Source organism: Ulvibacterium sp. (assembly GCF_028285715.1).
Lineage (GTDB): Bacteria > Bacteroidota > Bacteroidia > Flavobacteriales > Flavobacteriaceae > Ulvibacterium.
The window spans coordinates 1-15,193 of sequence record NZ_JANQOO010000007.1; the positions used below are offsets into that span (position 1 = coordinate 1).

12 protein-coding genes are annotated in these 15,193 nt (G+C 42.3%); 7 read left to right on the forward strand and 5 right to left on the reverse strand.

Translation table 11 applies throughout. The features are described from left to right. Window positions 1–130 precede the first annotated feature (130 nt). The 4 genes from gldK to Q0993_RS02330 form a co-directional block, all read right to left on the reverse strand. On the reverse strand, window positions 131–1,495 hold the full coding sequence (gene gldK, locus Q0993_RS02315) for a gliding motility lipoprotein GldK (RefSeq protein WP_299529432.1): 1,365 nt from the start codon (window positions 1,493–1,495) through the stop codon (window positions 131–133). A 123-nt stretch (window positions 1,496–1,618) separates the two neighbouring features. Beyond that, entirely contained in the window at window positions 1,619–2,779 is a 1,161-nt protein-coding gene (locus Q0993_RS02320) for a formimidoylglutamase (RefSeq protein ID WP_299529434.1), read from the reverse strand. Between the two features lie 136 nt (window positions 2,780–2,915). After that, window positions 2,916–5,396 carry a type I DNA topoisomerase gene (gene topA / locus Q0993_RS02325; protein ID WP_299529436.1) on the reverse strand — a complete coding sequence of 827 codons (2,481 nt, stop codon included), beginning with the start codon at window positions 5,394–5,396 and terminating at the stop codon, window positions 2,916–2,918. A gap of 117 nt (window positions 5,397–5,513) precedes the next feature. Continuing rightward, window positions 5,514–6,761 carry a hypothetical protein gene (locus Q0993_RS02330; protein ID WP_299529438.1) on the reverse strand — a complete coding sequence of 416 codons (1,248 nt, stop codon included), beginning with the start codon at window positions 6,759–6,761 and terminating at the stop codon, window positions 5,514–5,516. A 331-nt stretch (window positions 6,762–7,092) separates the two neighbouring features. On the opposite strand from Q0993_RS02330, the gene miaB reads away from it, so the two are divergent. The 7 genes from miaB to groL all read left to right on the forward strand — a co-directional run bounded on the left by miaB (window position 7,093) and on the right by groL (window position 14,035). Further along, window positions 7,093–8,538: a tRNA (N6-isopentenyl adenosine(37)-C2)-methylthiotransferase MiaB gene (gene miaB, locus Q0993_RS02335; RefSeq protein ID WP_299529441.1), complete on the forward strand. Its 1,446-nt coding sequence runs from the start codon at window positions 7,093–7,095 to the stop codon at window positions 8,536–8,538. 75 nt (window positions 8,539–8,613) lie between these two features. After that, on the forward strand, window positions 8,614–9,882 hold the full coding sequence (locus Q0993_RS02340) for a sigma-54-dependent Fis family transcriptional regulator (protein WP_299529443.1): 1,269 nt from the start codon (window positions 8,614–8,616) through the stop codon (window positions 9,880–9,882). Window positions 9,883–9,980: 98 nt separating this feature from the next. After that, a complete protein-coding gene (locus tag Q0993_RS02345) occupies window positions 9,981–10,499 on the forward strand; it encodes an LptE family protein (RefSeq protein WP_299529445.1) in 519 nt (172 codons plus the stop codon). A gap of 95 nt (window positions 10,500–10,594) precedes the next feature. Beyond that, complete coding sequence (locus tag Q0993_RS02350; RefSeq protein ID WP_299529447.1) at window positions 10,595–11,515, forward strand: hypothetical protein; 921 nt, start codon at window positions 10,595–10,597, stop codon at window positions 11,513–11,515. 11 nt (window positions 11,516–11,526) lie between these two features. Continuing rightward, window positions 11,527–11,889 carry a preprotein translocase subunit SecG gene (gene secG, locus Q0993_RS02355; protein WP_299529449.1) on the forward strand — a complete coding sequence of 121 codons (363 nt, stop codon included), beginning with the start codon at window positions 11,527–11,529 and terminating at the stop codon, window positions 11,887–11,889. A 141-nt stretch (window positions 11,890–12,030) separates the two neighbouring features. After that, on the forward strand, window positions 12,031–12,309 hold the full coding sequence (groES, locus tag Q0993_RS02360) for a co-chaperone GroES (protein WP_299529450.1): 279 nt from the start codon (window positions 12,031–12,033) through the stop codon (window positions 12,307–12,309). A gap of 91 nt (window positions 12,310–12,400) precedes the next feature. Beyond that, window positions 12,401–14,035 (forward strand): chaperonin GroEL, encoded by a 1,635-nt coding sequence (groL, locus tag Q0993_RS02365; RefSeq protein WP_299529452.1) that lies wholly within the window; start codon window positions 12,401–12,403, stop codon window positions 14,033–14,035. Window positions 14,036–14,122: 87 nt separating this feature from the next. On the opposite strand, the gene Q0993_RS02370 is transcribed toward groL, so the two are convergent. After that, window positions 14,123–15,193, reverse strand: a complete 1,071-nt coding sequence (locus Q0993_RS02370; RefSeq protein WP_299529454.1) for a DUF3179 domain-containing protein — start codon at window positions 15,191–15,193, stop codon at window positions 14,123–14,125.

Below are 15,193 nucleotides of genomic sequence, written 5' to 3' on the forward strand. Positions count from 1 at the left end.
CAATTTCTTTGTTGATTTTGACTGTGCCATAATTTAAAATTTAATTTAAGTTTACTGTTAAAATAAGTATTTGGTTAAAATTTGATGGTTTTCCGATAGTTATCGGGATTTGTATTTAAGATTTAATATATTACTGTGTCGAGTCCTCCTCACCCATGTAATCCTGGACCGTTCTGAAACCTATATAACTCCTTGCAGAATCCTTGTATTCATAGTCCCTTGTACTAACTTGAAGGAAATATGCAACATCTTTCCAAGATCCACCTCGGATAACTTTCCTTGCATTTCCACCGTCTCCACCGTTGGGGTTCATGGTAGAAACGTAATCATATGCTGCCGGGTCATAGCTGGAATTGGTCCATTCAGACACGTTTCCGGCCATGTTGTACAAATTAAAATCATTAGGCTCGTATGATTTAGCCTCTACAGTATATAGGGCCGCATCAGCTGCGTAATCACCTCGTTGTGGCTTAAAGTTGGCCATAAAACAACCTGTATCGCTGATTACATATGGGCCTCCCCAAGGATAGGTTCCACCTTCGATACCACCTCTGGCCGCATATTCCCATTCCGCTTCCGTAGGCAACCTGAATTGGTTGACAAACTGTCTCCCTCTGCTTTTCTGATCGTCATTCTTAAATTTGGTTCTCCAGTTACAAAAAGCCTTTGCCTGTTTCCAGGATACACCGACTACCGGATAATCACTATACGCATCGTGCCAAAAGTAATCATTATGCATGGGTTCGTTGTAGGAATATTCAAAATCCCTGATCCATACGGTGGTATCCGGATAGATTTCCAACTCTTCTTGACGGATAAAGTCCCTTCTACTACCCTTACCTTTTTTGGCGGCACGGGCAGCTGCCTCAATATCCATCCAGCTATATTTATACTTTAATTTGGTAACGTCTACACTTCTTTGTCCATTATAGGATTCTTCCTCGGGAATATACAAGGAATCCATAACTTCGGTATAATATTCATCTGGATATTCCGAAGTGTCCCAAATAAGATCTTCGTCCTTGTTCAACGCCCTTCCTTCATAGCCGGTCTCGCCCATTCCAGAGTAGTTATCCAACATATATTTATCATAAGCGGATACTTTTGACGTATCGGCATCCTTAAACGCATATTCTCCAATTCCCCCATCTTCAGGACCTAGGCCCAATTCGTCCGCAAGGATGGCCAATCGTGTTCTTGTAATGGAATCCTTTACCCATTCCACAAATTGACGATATTCACTGTTCGTGATTTCCGTGTCATCCATATAAAAGGAACGAACGGTAACCGTTTTGGTAGGGGCATTGAGAACCTTTGCCATATCTTCCTCGGTCTTACCCATAATGAAAGATCCCCTAGGAATCAATTCCATTCCATAGGGTTTCTCGGGATACCACTTTTTACCTTTGGCCCCAACTAGCTCTCCCTTGGTTTTTGACCCACAACTTGTGAGTAAAAAAACAAACGCTATGGATGATAACAATAGCTTCTTCATACTTTAGGTTAAATTTCGATTTCGGTTATAAACTGCAAACACAAATATTAATTCTACTCTCTAAAACTACGTTTTGAGTAAATTATTGTATCAAAAGCAATTATACACTAAAAAAACTTTTAATCAATTAAGGCCCTTCTTATAGGCCTTGAACCACCTTTCTGGAATGTTCTGGTCGCAAGCGTCCAAATAGTCCTTTTCGGCGCATGGTAATAACGCCGACGATTCCTTTTTAGTATGTGAAGTTAAAATCGAAGGAACCTCTACCCACCACCGCTCCGTGAGGTGACTTCTATAGAAAACCAGCTCCTCCGTTTCAGTGGGAACAGTATACTTCGTGAAGTCATCATTTTTAATATACGGCGATTCGTAAATCCTATAGTTATACCCCTCAATGAAGTACCATATTATCTGAGCCACAAGTTGGCTAGATTGTGCCGTATTCTCCATTTCATAAATACCGAATAAACAGACTTTGTCACTGATACCCGCATATCTGGCTATTGTGCAAATTTCCCGACCATCAAACCCGTTCGGGGAAAAGTCATGGGAAAACACTCCCATTTCACCTGCCTTTATGGAACGGGCATCAATACTTACCACATGAGCATTTCGCAATACGGGCTCCACCAACGTCATGTTCTGGGTCAGCTCCCCCAATCTATAGGCATCAAAAAAGAGACGATCCATAAGGTCTATCTCCTCTTGGGCATTAAAGTAGCTCTGATATCCGATATTGGAGAAGTTAAATAGGTTATTGGGCTTGTCCGTAATAATCTTGCTCATATAAGAATTGGAAGATATCAATTCATCCTCTATTCCGAAATCGAAACGGCTGTCCACTGCTACAAGGTTTATCAAATCCTTTATTCCATCAAAGGAACGGTAAGTAGGATAAGTAACATCCTGTGTAGCGCCTATAATAATGGGAACTATGTTCTCCTCCAATAGACCGGCGGCAATTTCCTTTACCACAAAATAAGTATCATCCACGGTCTGCCCTTCCTCTATATCTCCCATATCCACAATGGTAGCGTTCCAATTACCGTACAATAACTTGTATAATTGAATTCGTATGCTGGATACATCCAGTTTTTCAGTCTTTTTTTCAAAAGCGTTCCTGGATTCCAAGACCCCAACTATGGCCATGGAAACATTGGCCAAAACTGGTAGACCTTTTTTCTCTGTATGCTTGTGAATATTTTTTCCAAGGGCCTGGGGGGGCAGCAATTCGCAGTGGGCGAGAACTTTCTCCGCTACAGGTACTAAAAAATCGAACGCCATTAGGGTGGGTATTGGTTATTGAGCTATAAGTTCGGTTCCCAAAGCTAAAAAGTTCAATTGGCAATTCCAAGAGGAGGAATCTTAGACCTTTGGAATATGCGTGGGTAGGAATTGAGATATAAGGGCTAAGAAACCTTTATTTCTTCTTCGCCCTGGATTTTTTCTTCGGGGCTTTTTTCTCCAAAAGTGCTTTGGCTTCTTCCAATTTAACTTTGGAAGCATCTACCGTTTTGGCCAATTCTACCTTGGTACGACCTTTTATAATGTTATGTCTGCCCCATCTGGCCTTTTCAATTCGGATACCCTCTTCTGGCCATTCCTGCACCAGTTTGTCAATTTCCTTTTGTTTTTTTGTCTCGATCAGTTCTTCAATATCCGCTTGTGAGAGGTTGTCGAAATCGTATTTCTTATTAACATTGATGAAGATTCCATTCCATTTTATAAAAGGGCCGAACCGTCCCTTGCCTTTAGTGACCTCCTTACCTTCATACGTGGCTATGGGTGCATCCGCTTTTTCTTTCTCCTGAATAAGCTCAATGGCCCTTTCCAAATCAACCTCAAAGGCACTCTCACCCTTATCCAAGGAAACGAACTTTTTTCCAAAACGTACATATGGCCCGTAACGTCCTACATTGGCTTCAATATCTTCTCCTTTATAAACCCCTAACTTTCTAGGGAGCTGAAACAGTTCCATAGCTTCGTCATAGGTGATAGTATTTAGGGATTGGTCTGGCAAAAGACTGGCAAACAAAGGTTTTTCTTCCTCTTCTACCGTTCCTATCTGAACCATCGGTCCAAATCTACCCAAACGTACGGCCACCTGTCTGCCGGTATCGGGGTCCGTTCCCAATACCCGTTCACCACTGGCACGGTCTGCATTTTCCTCCACATGTTCCACATTGGGACGAAAATCCTTGTAAAAGTCCTTCATTATCTTTTGCCAATCCTCTTCTCCTTCAGCTATCTCATCAAAATTCTCTTCAACCTTGGCCGTAAAATTATAGTCAAGGATATTGGCGAAATGGCTTACCAGAAAGTCGTTGACAATCATCCCAATGTCAGTAGGAACCAACTTACCCTTATCGGAGCCCACGGTTTCGGTAAGTTTCTTCTGCTGTATCTTTGCGGAATCCAAAACCAATTGAACATAATTTCTTTCCGTACCTTCTACAGTTCCTTTTTCCACATAACCCCTATTCTGAATGGTTGAAATGGTAGGTGCATAGGTGGAGGGTCTTCCAATTCCAAGTTCCTCCAATTTCTTTACCAAGGATGCCTCTGTAAATCGATATGGCGGCCTAGTAAAACGCTCAGTTGCCGTAATGTAGGTATTCTCCAGGACATCTCCTTCCTTTATTGCGGGCAACATGCCTTCTTGCTCTTCAACGCGATCTTCATCATCAATTCCTTCCATGTATACCTTTAGAAAGCCATCAAATTTAATGACCTCCCCATTGGCTGTAAATTCATCATCATGCGTGCTCGACTTAATTCTAACATTGGTACGCTCCAATTGGGCATCACTCATTTGAGAGGCTATGGTCCGCTTCCAGATAAGATCGTACAATTTGGATTGGTCCCGCTCCAAAGATGGTGATTGATGCGCAATGTTTGTGGGTCGAATGGCCTCATGTGCTTCTTGAGCACCTTTTGACTTTCCCTTGAAATTCCTTACGTTACTATACGCCTCCCCATAGTTTTCAATAATGGCCTCTTTGGCCATTGCAATGGCTTCCACGGAAAGGTTAACGCTATCGGTTCTCATGTAAGTGATAAGTCCGGCTTCGTACAATCTTTGAGCCACCTGCATGGTACGCCCGACCGAAAAATAAAGTTTGCGGGACGCCTCTTGTTGCAAAGTTGACGTGGTAAACGGCGCCGATGGGGACTTTTTAGCCGGTTTCCTATCCAGGCTACTCACGGAAAAAATAGCTCCAATGTTCTTTTTTAAAAACGCTTCTGCTTCGTCCCTGGAAGCGAAAGTCGTATTTAATTTAGCCGTAAACACGCCTGCATCCGTGGTCTTGAATTCTGCCAAAACCCTAAACGATGCTTCTGGCTTGAATACCTCAATATCCCGCTCCCTTTCAACGATCAACCTCACCGCAACGGATTGGACCCTGCCTGCCGAGAGTCCCGGTTTTATTTTTTTCCACAACACGGGAGAGAGTTGGTAACCTACCAAACGATCCAATACCCGTCTTGCCTGTTGGGCGTTTACCAGGTTGTAATTGATATCCCTAGGGTTGTCAATAGCTTTCTGAATAGCAGATTTGGTGATGGAATTAAAAACAATACGTTTGGTCTTTTTCTTATCCAGATTCAATGTTTCGGTCAAATGCCAGGAAATAGCTTCCCCCTCACGATCTTCATCACTGGCCAGCCATATGGTATCCGCTTTTTTGGCAAGGTCTTTTAATTTCTTGACCAAGGCCTTCTTTTCCTTGTCAACAATATATTTGGGTTCAAAATTATTATCTACATCTACACCTAGTTCTTTGGAAGGCAAATCGGCAATATGCCCAAAACTAGACTCAACCTTATAATCCTTCCCCAAAAATTTTTCTATCGTCTTAGCCTTTGCGGGCGACTCTACGATCACTAAATTCTTTGCCATGCAATACTTTTTGAAGCAACAAAAGTAACCGATTTTTTTAATTCGGGACCATTCCAGAAATATGCACACATAAAAAAGCCCCGGAATTCCGGGGCTTTTTTATACTTAAATGATACATTAGTCCAGCTCCAAAGTACTCATCAATTTGATATCGTCCTCCAAGTATTCGTACTGATACAACACTTCATCTCCTACCATCAACAACGAGTTGTCCAAAGGAATAACATCGAACGTAAAAATGTCCTTAAAGTGGTTTAGGGATACCAAATCTTCCACATTGGTCTTATCATAAACCTTGAGCCCGGATTCACCGTCACATATAAATAGCTTTTCATCCTTTACACCAAGTCCGTACGGCCCATCCATGGGGTAGGATATCTTCAGCTCCGGCTTGGAGATATTGGAAATATCCACAATGAACAATCCACTTTCGATGGCACCACAACCATTACCGCCACGTAGGGTAACATAGGCGTAATCACCATCCACAACAACAGGGTCACAAGCAGTACCATGTTCAAACTCCGATACAAACGTAGGAGTGGCTGGGGAGGAAATGTCATAAATGTACATGCCACGCATACTTCCTAGAAACAAATGTTCCCCGCGGTTGAAAATAGTTTCAATATCAAACCCCGCGTAAACATCTTCCAAATCCTGAGGGTTTTCCAAGTCTTCTATATTAAAAACGTTGATGTTATGACTGTCAACGGCGTAAAGGAAATCCCCCACAATCTTAAATCTTGCCAAAGACCCCCCTTGTCCGGTACCCGCATCATTAGCAGCCTCCGCAAACAAAATGTCTCCCCCGTTCAGAAATCGTTCTTCGTATTCTGCAATCAAGCGACGCTCTGTAAATACTTCCCATCCAATAATAATCTCGTTTTCGTAATCAAAGTCGGTCTGTTCAAAAAAATCGACTCCAAGAGGCCATATCACATTATCCCGAAGAACGTTTTCCAATCGATTCACAATAGTAATATTGGTAATGTCCGAGATATCCAAAACAATTAGGTCCATGAGACTGTCCGCATAGAGATAATCATCCTTAACCGAAATATCCACATTGCCGGCAATCTTGATGAAAGAAATCTTTTTCGGCGCATTTGGATTGCTGTTGTCTATTACATGAATGCCCCTGTATTTGTCATTGACAAAGACGTAATCCTGGTAGGCATAAATCTTTCCCGATTCCTCGGTGGGCAAGGGTGCTATGACATCCACACCATTTTTAAATTCGGCCTTGGTCATTTTCAGTGGGCGCGCCACAAGATAGTCGGCGTACCTGTCATCGTCCTCGTTGTCATTGCATGAAATAAATCCCAACGAAGCCACCACTAGCAGTACTAGCATTTTCTTTTTCATATCAAATTATTTATTGGGTTGTTTACGAATAGATGCAGGTCATGGAAAACCGTTGCGTTGTTTTGGGATGACAGTCCAAAAAAACCATTTTCAAGACCCTTTAATCCATACACCCGAAGGGTGTTGCCATTTTGCACCAAAATGTTTTGGGTAAAACCGAAGCGGTTTATCCCATTGATAGGGACCACACTATTGTTGGAAATGGTAAGTTAGACGGGGAAGTAACCCAATAATGTATAAAATACTGCAAAACAAACTGTCATTATGTCACAACTTTGAATTTAGTATTATCTTTGCCTTCTTAAATTCTATCAAAGATAGCAGGCATTCCATGGAGAAAGTAATAGATGAATCGGTTCAGGGCAGTACACTTACCTTGGAAAGGACTAAGGGCAACACACGCAAACTGTACATAGAAAGTTACGGCTGTCAGATGAATTTTTCGGATAGTGAAATCGTGGCTTCCATCCTGTCCGAACAAGGGTTTGATACAACCAATGTTTTAGAAGATGCCGATTTGGTTTTGGTAAATACCTGTTCCATACGCGAAAAGGCCGAGACAACCGTAAGAAAACGTTTGGAAAAATTCAATGCGGTCAAAAAAACCAAACCGCATATGAAGGTAGGTGTATTGGGCTGTATGGCGGAGCGATTAAAGGCCAAGCTTCTTGAAGAGGAAAAGATAGTGGATATGGTAGTTGGGCCGGATGCTTACAAAGACCTCCCCAATCTTATACAGGAAATCGATGAGGGTCGAAATGCCGTAAACGTTATCCTGTCCAAGGATGAGACTTACGGCGACGTAGCCCCAGTTCGATTAAATTCCAATGGGGTCACCGCATTTGTGTCCATAACCCGCGGATGTGACAATATGTGCACGTTTTGTGTAGTGCCTTTCACGCGAGGTCGCGAACGTAGCCGAGATCCCCTATCCATCGTAGCCGAGGTAAACAATCTTTGGCAAAGGGGTTTTAAGGAAGTGACACTTCTGGGACAAAATGTGGATAGCTACCTATGGTATGGTGGCGGACTTAAGAAGGAATTTGCTAACGCTTCGGAGATGCAAAAGGCCACTGCGGTAGATTTTGCACAATTATTGGAAATGGTGGCTTTGGCCCAACCCCGGATGCGTATTCGATTTTCTACCTCCAATCCGCAGGATATGACTCTTAATGTCATAAAGACCATGGCCCAATACGATAATATTTGCGACTACATTCATCTACCGGTACAAAGTGGAAGCAATCGTATCCTAAAGGCTATGAACCGTTTGCATACCCGAGAGGAGTATTTTGAACTGATTGACAGCATCCGGAGAATACTACCGGATTGTGCCATAAGCCAGGATATGATTGCCGGATTTCCCTCGGAAACCGAGGAAGATCATAAAGATACGCTATCCCTCATGGAGTATGTAAAGTATGATTTTGGATTTATGTTCGCCTATTCGGAAAGACCAGGGACTTTGGCCGCACGAAAATTAAAGGATGATATTCCTGTGGAAACAAAGAAAAGAAGGTTACGTGAGATTATAGATTTGCAACAAAGACACGGGCTTTATCGTACCCGGCAACATTTGGGCAAAATCGAGGAGGTGTTGATCGAAGGCCCTTCCAAAAAATCCGATGCCCACTGGATGGGACGTAATTCCCAAAATACCGTGGTGGTCTTTCCCAAGGAAGGCTACCGTGTCGGGGATTTCGTAAACGTAAAGATAAACGAGTGTACTTCGGCTACCTTGATCGGCGAGGCTGTTGGGTATTCAGACAATAATTGACTTTTTAGAATCCCGTATTCCAATGGAATAATGGCCTATGCTCAGGGTTTTGATTTGAGGAACGAAAGAAAATAGATGGAATCAGTACAAGCAATAAAGCAACGTTTTGAGATTATTGGCAATGATCCCAAGCTGAATAGGGCCTTGGAAAAGGCCATTCAGGTAGCCCCAACCGATATTTCGGTCCTAGTAACAGGCGAGAGCGGGGTGGGTAAGGAAGCCGTTCCAAAAATTATACATTCCTTATCTCATCGCAAACATGCAAAGTATATAGCGGTGAACTGTGGAGCCATACCGGAAGGTACCATAGACAGTGAACTTTTTGGTCATGAAAAAGGGTCTTTTACAGGTGCTACGCAAACCAGGAGCGGTTATTTTGAAGTAGCGAATGGTGGTACCATATTTCTTGACGAAGTAGGTGAACTTCCTCTTACCACCCAGGTTCGTCTACTACGAATTTTGGAAAATGGTGAATTTTTAAAAGTAGGTTCTTCCCAGGTACAAAAAACGGACGTACGGATTGTTGCGGCCACCAACATGAATATGCTTGATGCTATAAAAAAGGAAAAATTCAGGGAAGATCTTTACTATAGGCTAAGTACCGTAGAAATAAATATCCCCCCTCTACGGGAACGCCAAGGAGATATTCATCTCTTGTTCAGAAAATTCGCATCAGATTTTGGGCAGAAATACAAAATGCCCACAATACGTTTGGAAGACGAAGCTATTCAATTATTAATGAAATACCGCTGGCCCGGAAACGTCCGGCAGTTACGGAATATCGCTGAACAAATTTCCGTACTCGAGGAAGGAAGAAACATATCAGCTTACGTATTGAACGGTTACCTTCCCAATGCCAACAGAAGTAATCTTCCCGCTGTCATAGACCAAAAGAAAGATGAGGGGAACTTTAGCAATGAACGGGAAATACTGTATAAGGTGCTTTTCGACATGAAGGGAGATCTTAATGATCTGAAGAAACTTACCCTAGAGTTACTCAAGAACAAGGATTCTGCCAAGGTACAGGAGGAGAACGAAACACTTATCCGAAAAATATATGGAACTAACGGGGAAGACATACAAGAAGAGGAAAGTACGGCCATGGAGGTCCTCCATCTCCCAGAACCCCAAGTAGAACCTCAAATCCACAGTCAGCCCCAAGAGGACAAGTATCATTTTGCCGAGGAGATAGAGGAAGAAGAAACCCTATCTTTACAAGAAAAGGAAATAGAACTGATCAAAAAATCCTTGGAGCGAAATAGAGGCAAGCGAAAAGCAGCAGCCGCGGAATTGGGTATCTCTGAACGTACCTTATATAGAAAGATAAAGCAATATGATCTCTGAACTTAAAAAAGAAATTTTCAAGGGATGCGGTCATAAAAGAAAGTGAAAAACTTTTTTTATTAGTCCTATATTTTTTATTCTTGGTTTAAAAAGGAAGTGTGCATAAATTCAAAAACAGTATTCTAGTAGTAGTTCTTACGGTTTTGGTAAGTGGTTGTGGGGTGTATAACTTTACCGGTGGGGACGTGGGCACCGCCGAAACTTTTGAAATCCCCTATTTCCAAAATTACGCTACCCAAAGTCCCGGATCAGTTTTTGCCCCTGGACTGGACAGGGATTTCACCTTGGCCTTGCAGGATAGAATCTTGAACCAGACCAGTCTTCAACTTACATCTTCTAATGGAGACCTACTATATGAAGGTGAGATAGTAGAATACCGCATATCCCCTATGACCGCTACGGCTCAACAAAGAGCCGCGCAAAATAGACTTTCCATGGCGGTAAAAGTTCGCTTTTACAATAAAACAAAGGAAGATGCCGATTTTGAGCAGCGGTTCTCATTTTTTTATGATTATGATGCGAACGTACAGTTGACATCCATACAGGCAGAGGCACATGAAATTATTTTTGAACGGATTACTCAAGATATCTTTAACGCCTCCCTAGCAGATTGGTAGTACACAAATACAAGGCTGGGAAATGTGAGGTGCGAGGTTGGAAGTACAAAACTGGGAGGGTTTAATTTGGAAATTTAAGTCGTGAAACTAAAACTTTGAATGTAGCAGAATTTACATATCTTATTCAGTATCCGGAAAAAGTGGTATCCCCTGTACAGACCAGACAACTGGAAGACGTTTTGGATGAATACCCCTACTTTCAAGCTGCACGCGCACTTCATTTAAAAGGGTTAAAAAATCTCAATAGTTTTAAATACAATAACGCCTTAAAAATTACGGCCGCTTATACCTCAGATCGAGACATATTATTTGATTTCATAACCTCTCGGGACTTTCTTCAAAACAGCATTGCAGATTCCATTTCAGGAAAAACCACCTCCTTGGTAAATACGGAAATCGTTTCGGAAGAAGTGGTCCCCTCGGATAATGAAAAGATTTTTCTAATTGAAAAATCAGATGACGCTCCCCTCCCTCAAAACAGTAGTGAGGCAGAACAGATTTTAGACCCCCACTTATTTGAATCCAAAAACCAAAAAATAGCGAAAACTGTATCCGAGAACAAGGATGAATCAAATGACAACCTACAATTGGGAAATCCTCTGCCATTCACAAAGAAGGAGAAATATTCCTTTACGGAGTGGTTAAAACTTGCCTCGCTAAAAACGGTTCGGAAAAGTAAAAAATCTGTACAAGGACCAAAAACGAAAGAGATACATTTCCCTATTGAGGAAGCGGTTCTGAAAACCAAAAAGTTCGAGTTAATTGACAAGTTTATCGCTGACAATCCCAAAATTGTACCAAGGGAGACCTCTGAGTCTAGCGTAGATATAAAGTCATCGGTAAAAATCGACAAAAATGAATTGATGACCGAAACTTTGGCCAAGGTCTATTTGGAACAGAAAAAGTATAAAAAGGCGGTACAGGCCTATAAAATATTGAGTTTGAAATATCCGGAAAAAAGTGGTTTCTTTGCAGACCGAATAAAGGAGGTACAAAAATTACAGAAAAAAACATAGTACGATAAAAGATGAATACGTTCACCATTTTTTTGATTCTTATCATCATAGTCTGTTTTCTACTGGTCTTGGTCATTATGGTCCAAAATCCTAAAGGTGGGGGGCTATCTTCTTCCTTTGGTGGAGGGGGCAGCCAAATTGTGGGAGGAGTAAAAAAGACCGGGGATTTTCTAGATAAAAGTACGTGGACCCTAGCTATTCTATTAGTGGTACTTATTTTGGCTTCCAATATTGCTCTTAAAGGAAATTTTGGTGATGCAGATTCAAAATTGCTTCAAGGAGATGATATCGAAACAGCGGTTCCTGAAACCGTACCTGAAGAAATCCCGGCACCGGTAACAAACGACGGAGTGGATCCTACAGATTCGTTATAATTTATTGACCAAACATTCTCAAATGCCAGCAAAAATGACAAGCTGGCATTTTTTATTTTACAAAGTGTCAGTTTTTAGGAAATGGCATAATTTCTGTCAAGAAATACGAAGAATTTTAAAATCAATTAAAAACTATTAAATATGGCTAAAGTTAACATCAAACCATTGGCAGATAGGGTTCTTATTGAACCTATGGCAGCCGAAACCAAAACTGCGTCCGGCATCTATATTCCGGATACTGCTAAAGAAAAACCACAACAGGGCAAAGTGGTTGCCGTAGGCCCCGGCACAAAAGACGAAAAGATTACGGTAAAGGTAGGTGACACGGTCCTATACGGAAAATATTCGGGTACGGAGCTAAAATTGGAAGGCACCGATTATCTAATGATGCGTGAAAGTGACATTTTAGCAATTATTTAAAGTCAAACTTCAAAAAAAACAAATCCCCAAAGCTTGGAATTTGGAAATTGAAGTTTGGGATTTTAAATTTTAATACAACAAAATTTTAATTATGGCAAAAGACATAAAATTTGATATTGAAGCACGTGATGGTCTTAAAAGAGGTGTAGATGCCTTGGCCAATGCGGTAAAGGTTACATTAGGCCCTAAAGGAAGAAACGTAATCGTAAGTAAATCCTTTGGTTCTCCCGTAGTTACCAAAGACGGGGTAACCGTAGCAAAAGAGATAGAATTGGCGGATGCCCTTGAAAACATGGGTGCCCAGATGGTAAAGGAAGTAGCTTCCAAAACCAATGATTTGGCAGGGGACGGCACCACTACCGCCACTGTTCTGGCACAAGCAATCGTTAAGGAAGGTCTAAAAAACGTTGCGGCCGGCGCTAATCCAATGGATCTGAAAAGAGGAATAGACAAAGCCGTAGATACTATCGTAGAGAATCTTTCAAAACAATCTAAACGTGTTGGTGACTCCTCTGAAAAAATAAAACAAGTTGCCGCTATTTCTGCCAATAATGACGAAACCATAGGTGACTTAATCGCACAAGCCTTTGGCAAAGTAGGAAAGGAAGGAGTAATCACCGTAGAGGAGGCCAAAGGAACGGATACCTATGTTGACGTGGTTGAGGGTATGCAATTCGACAGAGGATACCTCTCTCCGTATTTCGTTACCGATTCCGAAAAAATGACAGCGGATTTGGAGAGTCCTTACATTCTACTTTTCGATAAGAAAATTTCTGCCATGAAGGATCTTCTTCCCGTTTTGGAGCCCGTGGCACAGTCTGGGAAGCCCTTGTTGATCATTGCAGAAGATGTTGATGGTGAAGCCCTGGCTACTTTGGTAGTGAACAAATTAAGAGGTTCTTTGAAAATTGCCGCGGTAAAAGCCCCTGGATTCGGTGATAGAAGAAAGGCTATGTTGGAGGATATCGCCATATTGACCAATGGTACGGTTATTTCCGAAGAAAGAGGTTTCTCTTTGGAGAATACTACCCTAGATATGTTGGGAAGCTGTGAGAAGGTGACCATTGACAAGGACAATACCACTATCGTAAATGGTTCCGGGGCCGCAAAAAACATTAAAACGAGAGTAAATCAAATCAAATCCCAAATTGAAACAACGACTTCGGATTACGACAAGGAAAAGCTTCAGGAGCGTTTGGCCAAATTGGCAGGTGGTGTTGCCGTATTATATGTAGGTGCTGCCTCGGAAGTTGAAATGAAGGAGAAAAAAGACCGTGTTGACGATGCATTGCACGCAACAAGGGCCGCTGTTGAGGAAGGCATAGTCGCCGGAGGTGGTGTGGCTTTGGTTAGGGCAAAGAAAGCACTTGCCAAAGCATCCACTGAAAATTCCGATGAGGAAACCGGTGTACAAATCGTTGCCAGAGCCATAGAATCCCCAATCCGGACTATCGTTGAAAATGCGGGAGGTGAGGGCTCCGTTGTAGTGGCCAAGGTTAATGAAGGCAAGGCCGATTATGGGTATGATGCCAAATCTGAAAAGTACGTAGACATGCTTAAAGCAGGTATCATAGATCCAACCAAGGTAACACGAATTGCATTGGAAAATGCAGCTTCGGTAGCCGGAATGATCTTGACTACCGAATGTGCCTTGACAGACATCAAGGAAGAAGCACCTGCAGCACCTCCAATGGGAGGCGGTGGCGGTATGCCCGGAATGATGTAATACTAAGTGCAGATTCTTATATGAGCAAAAGCCTCCTTGGATACCAGGGAGGCTTTTACTTTAGTGGACTTTCCTCTAAAAACAAAATCATTCCCCAAATAACGCCGTCTCATAAAAGGCGGGAATAGAGAACCAATACCCCATAAAGGAGGAGGAAACTTTTAAAGGACTACCCGCTCCTGAGACAACCTCGCCAAAAACATTCCATTGGGTACCTGTGGCATCCTGAACAATCGCCTCTGAACTTCCATCAAATATGAATTCAAATTGTAAAGCATTTTGTGACCCGCTCAATTCAAAGGAGACCATAAATTCTGAATTCCCGACCACCAAATAATCTTTTGCCCCAAAGGAGTCCTTGATCGCCCCGGAAACCTCGACATCCGCAAAACGATATGCCCTTGCATTCCCATTATCCACAATGGCGTGTACCCGTTCCTTCAGTGGTAATCTGTCGTCCTTGGGCGTTGGGAAAATAAAGAATTCATTATTGGTTCTATAATCTCTATAGGGATAAATTCCATAAGTTCTTGAGAATCCCGTATTTATACTTAACACTTTGGTCGATGGGAACATAGATTTCCAAGTTCCCCAATCGGTTTCCACAATAGGGATCAAATCTGCCTTTTCCCCTAGAAGACTGCCATTAACCGATTCGTTTAAAATCTGCGACCAATTGCTCAATGTGGCCCTATCAAAAGGAACCAAGTTAGTCTGATACAGCAGACCCGATACTCCAAAAGTCGTTTCCCTTCCATTGATAATCCGGTTCCAACCAATTCCGGTGCCCGTGAGCGGGCAGTAGGTGACCGCAAGGGAAGTGTCTTCTATGTTATCGTTGACGATTTCGTGCCAATCCAGAATAATATGGGGGTACGCACGGATATCGTTCCCATTTTTAAATCCTATTATCAAATCGGTGTCCTTTAAAACCGTAGAAGCATCTTCCGCAGCCACGAAATTGGGATTCTCCAGGGCAGGGATGCCATCTCTTCCAGGGCCGCCATCCAAAACTTCGGCTACCGGGATACTCCATTCATTGGAGGAGGGATTCGGGTTTCCCTGAACATCCGGATTTTGTTCCGTTTCTTGTGTACTCGATGAGCTGCATGACAATAAAAAGGTGCAACAGACTAGTAAAAAAAACACGTTTTTCAT

What these genes read in the sequence shown, in the direction of transcription:
- Q0993_RS02320 (WP_299529434.1), bottom strand. Translation starts at nt 2,779, where the DNA reads ATGGCGTTCGATTTTTTAGTACCTGTAGCGGAGAAAGTTCTCGCCCAC.
- miaB (WP_299529441.1), top strand. Translation starts at nt 7,093, where the DNA reads ATGGAGAAAGTAATAGATGAATCGGTTCAGGGCAGTACACTTACCTTG.
- Q0993_RS02330 (WP_299529438.1), bottom strand. Translation starts at nt 6,761, where the DNA reads ATGAAAAAGAAAATGCTAGTACTGCTAGTGGTGGCTTCGTTGGGATTT.
- Q0993_RS02370 (WP_299529454.1), bottom strand. Translation starts at nt 15,193, where the DNA reads ATGAAAAACGTGTTTTTTTTACTAGTCTGTTGCACCTTTTTATTGTCA.
- topA (WP_299529436.1), bottom strand. Translation starts at nt 5,396, where the DNA reads ATGGCAAAGAATTTAGTGATCGTAGAGTCGCCCGCAAAGGCTAAGACG.
- Q0993_RS02340 (WP_299529443.1), top strand. Translation starts at nt 8,614, where the DNA reads ATGGAATCAGTACAAGCAATAAAGCAACGTTTTGAGATTATTGGCAAT.
- secG (WP_299529449.1), top strand. Translation starts at nt 11,527, where the DNA reads ATGAATACGTTCACCATTTTTTTGATTCTTATCATCATAGTCTGTTTT.
- groES (WP_299529450.1), top strand. Translation starts at nt 12,031, where the DNA reads ATGGCTAAAGTTAACATCAAACCATTGGCAGATAGGGTTCTTATTGAA.
- gldK (WP_299529432.1), bottom strand. Translation starts at nt 1,495, where the DNA reads ATGAAGAAGCTATTGTTATCATCCATAGCGTTTGTTTTTTTACTCACA.
- groL (WP_299529452.1), top strand. Translation starts at nt 12,401, where the DNA reads ATGGCAAAAGACATAAAATTTGATATTGAAGCACGTGATGGTCTTAAA.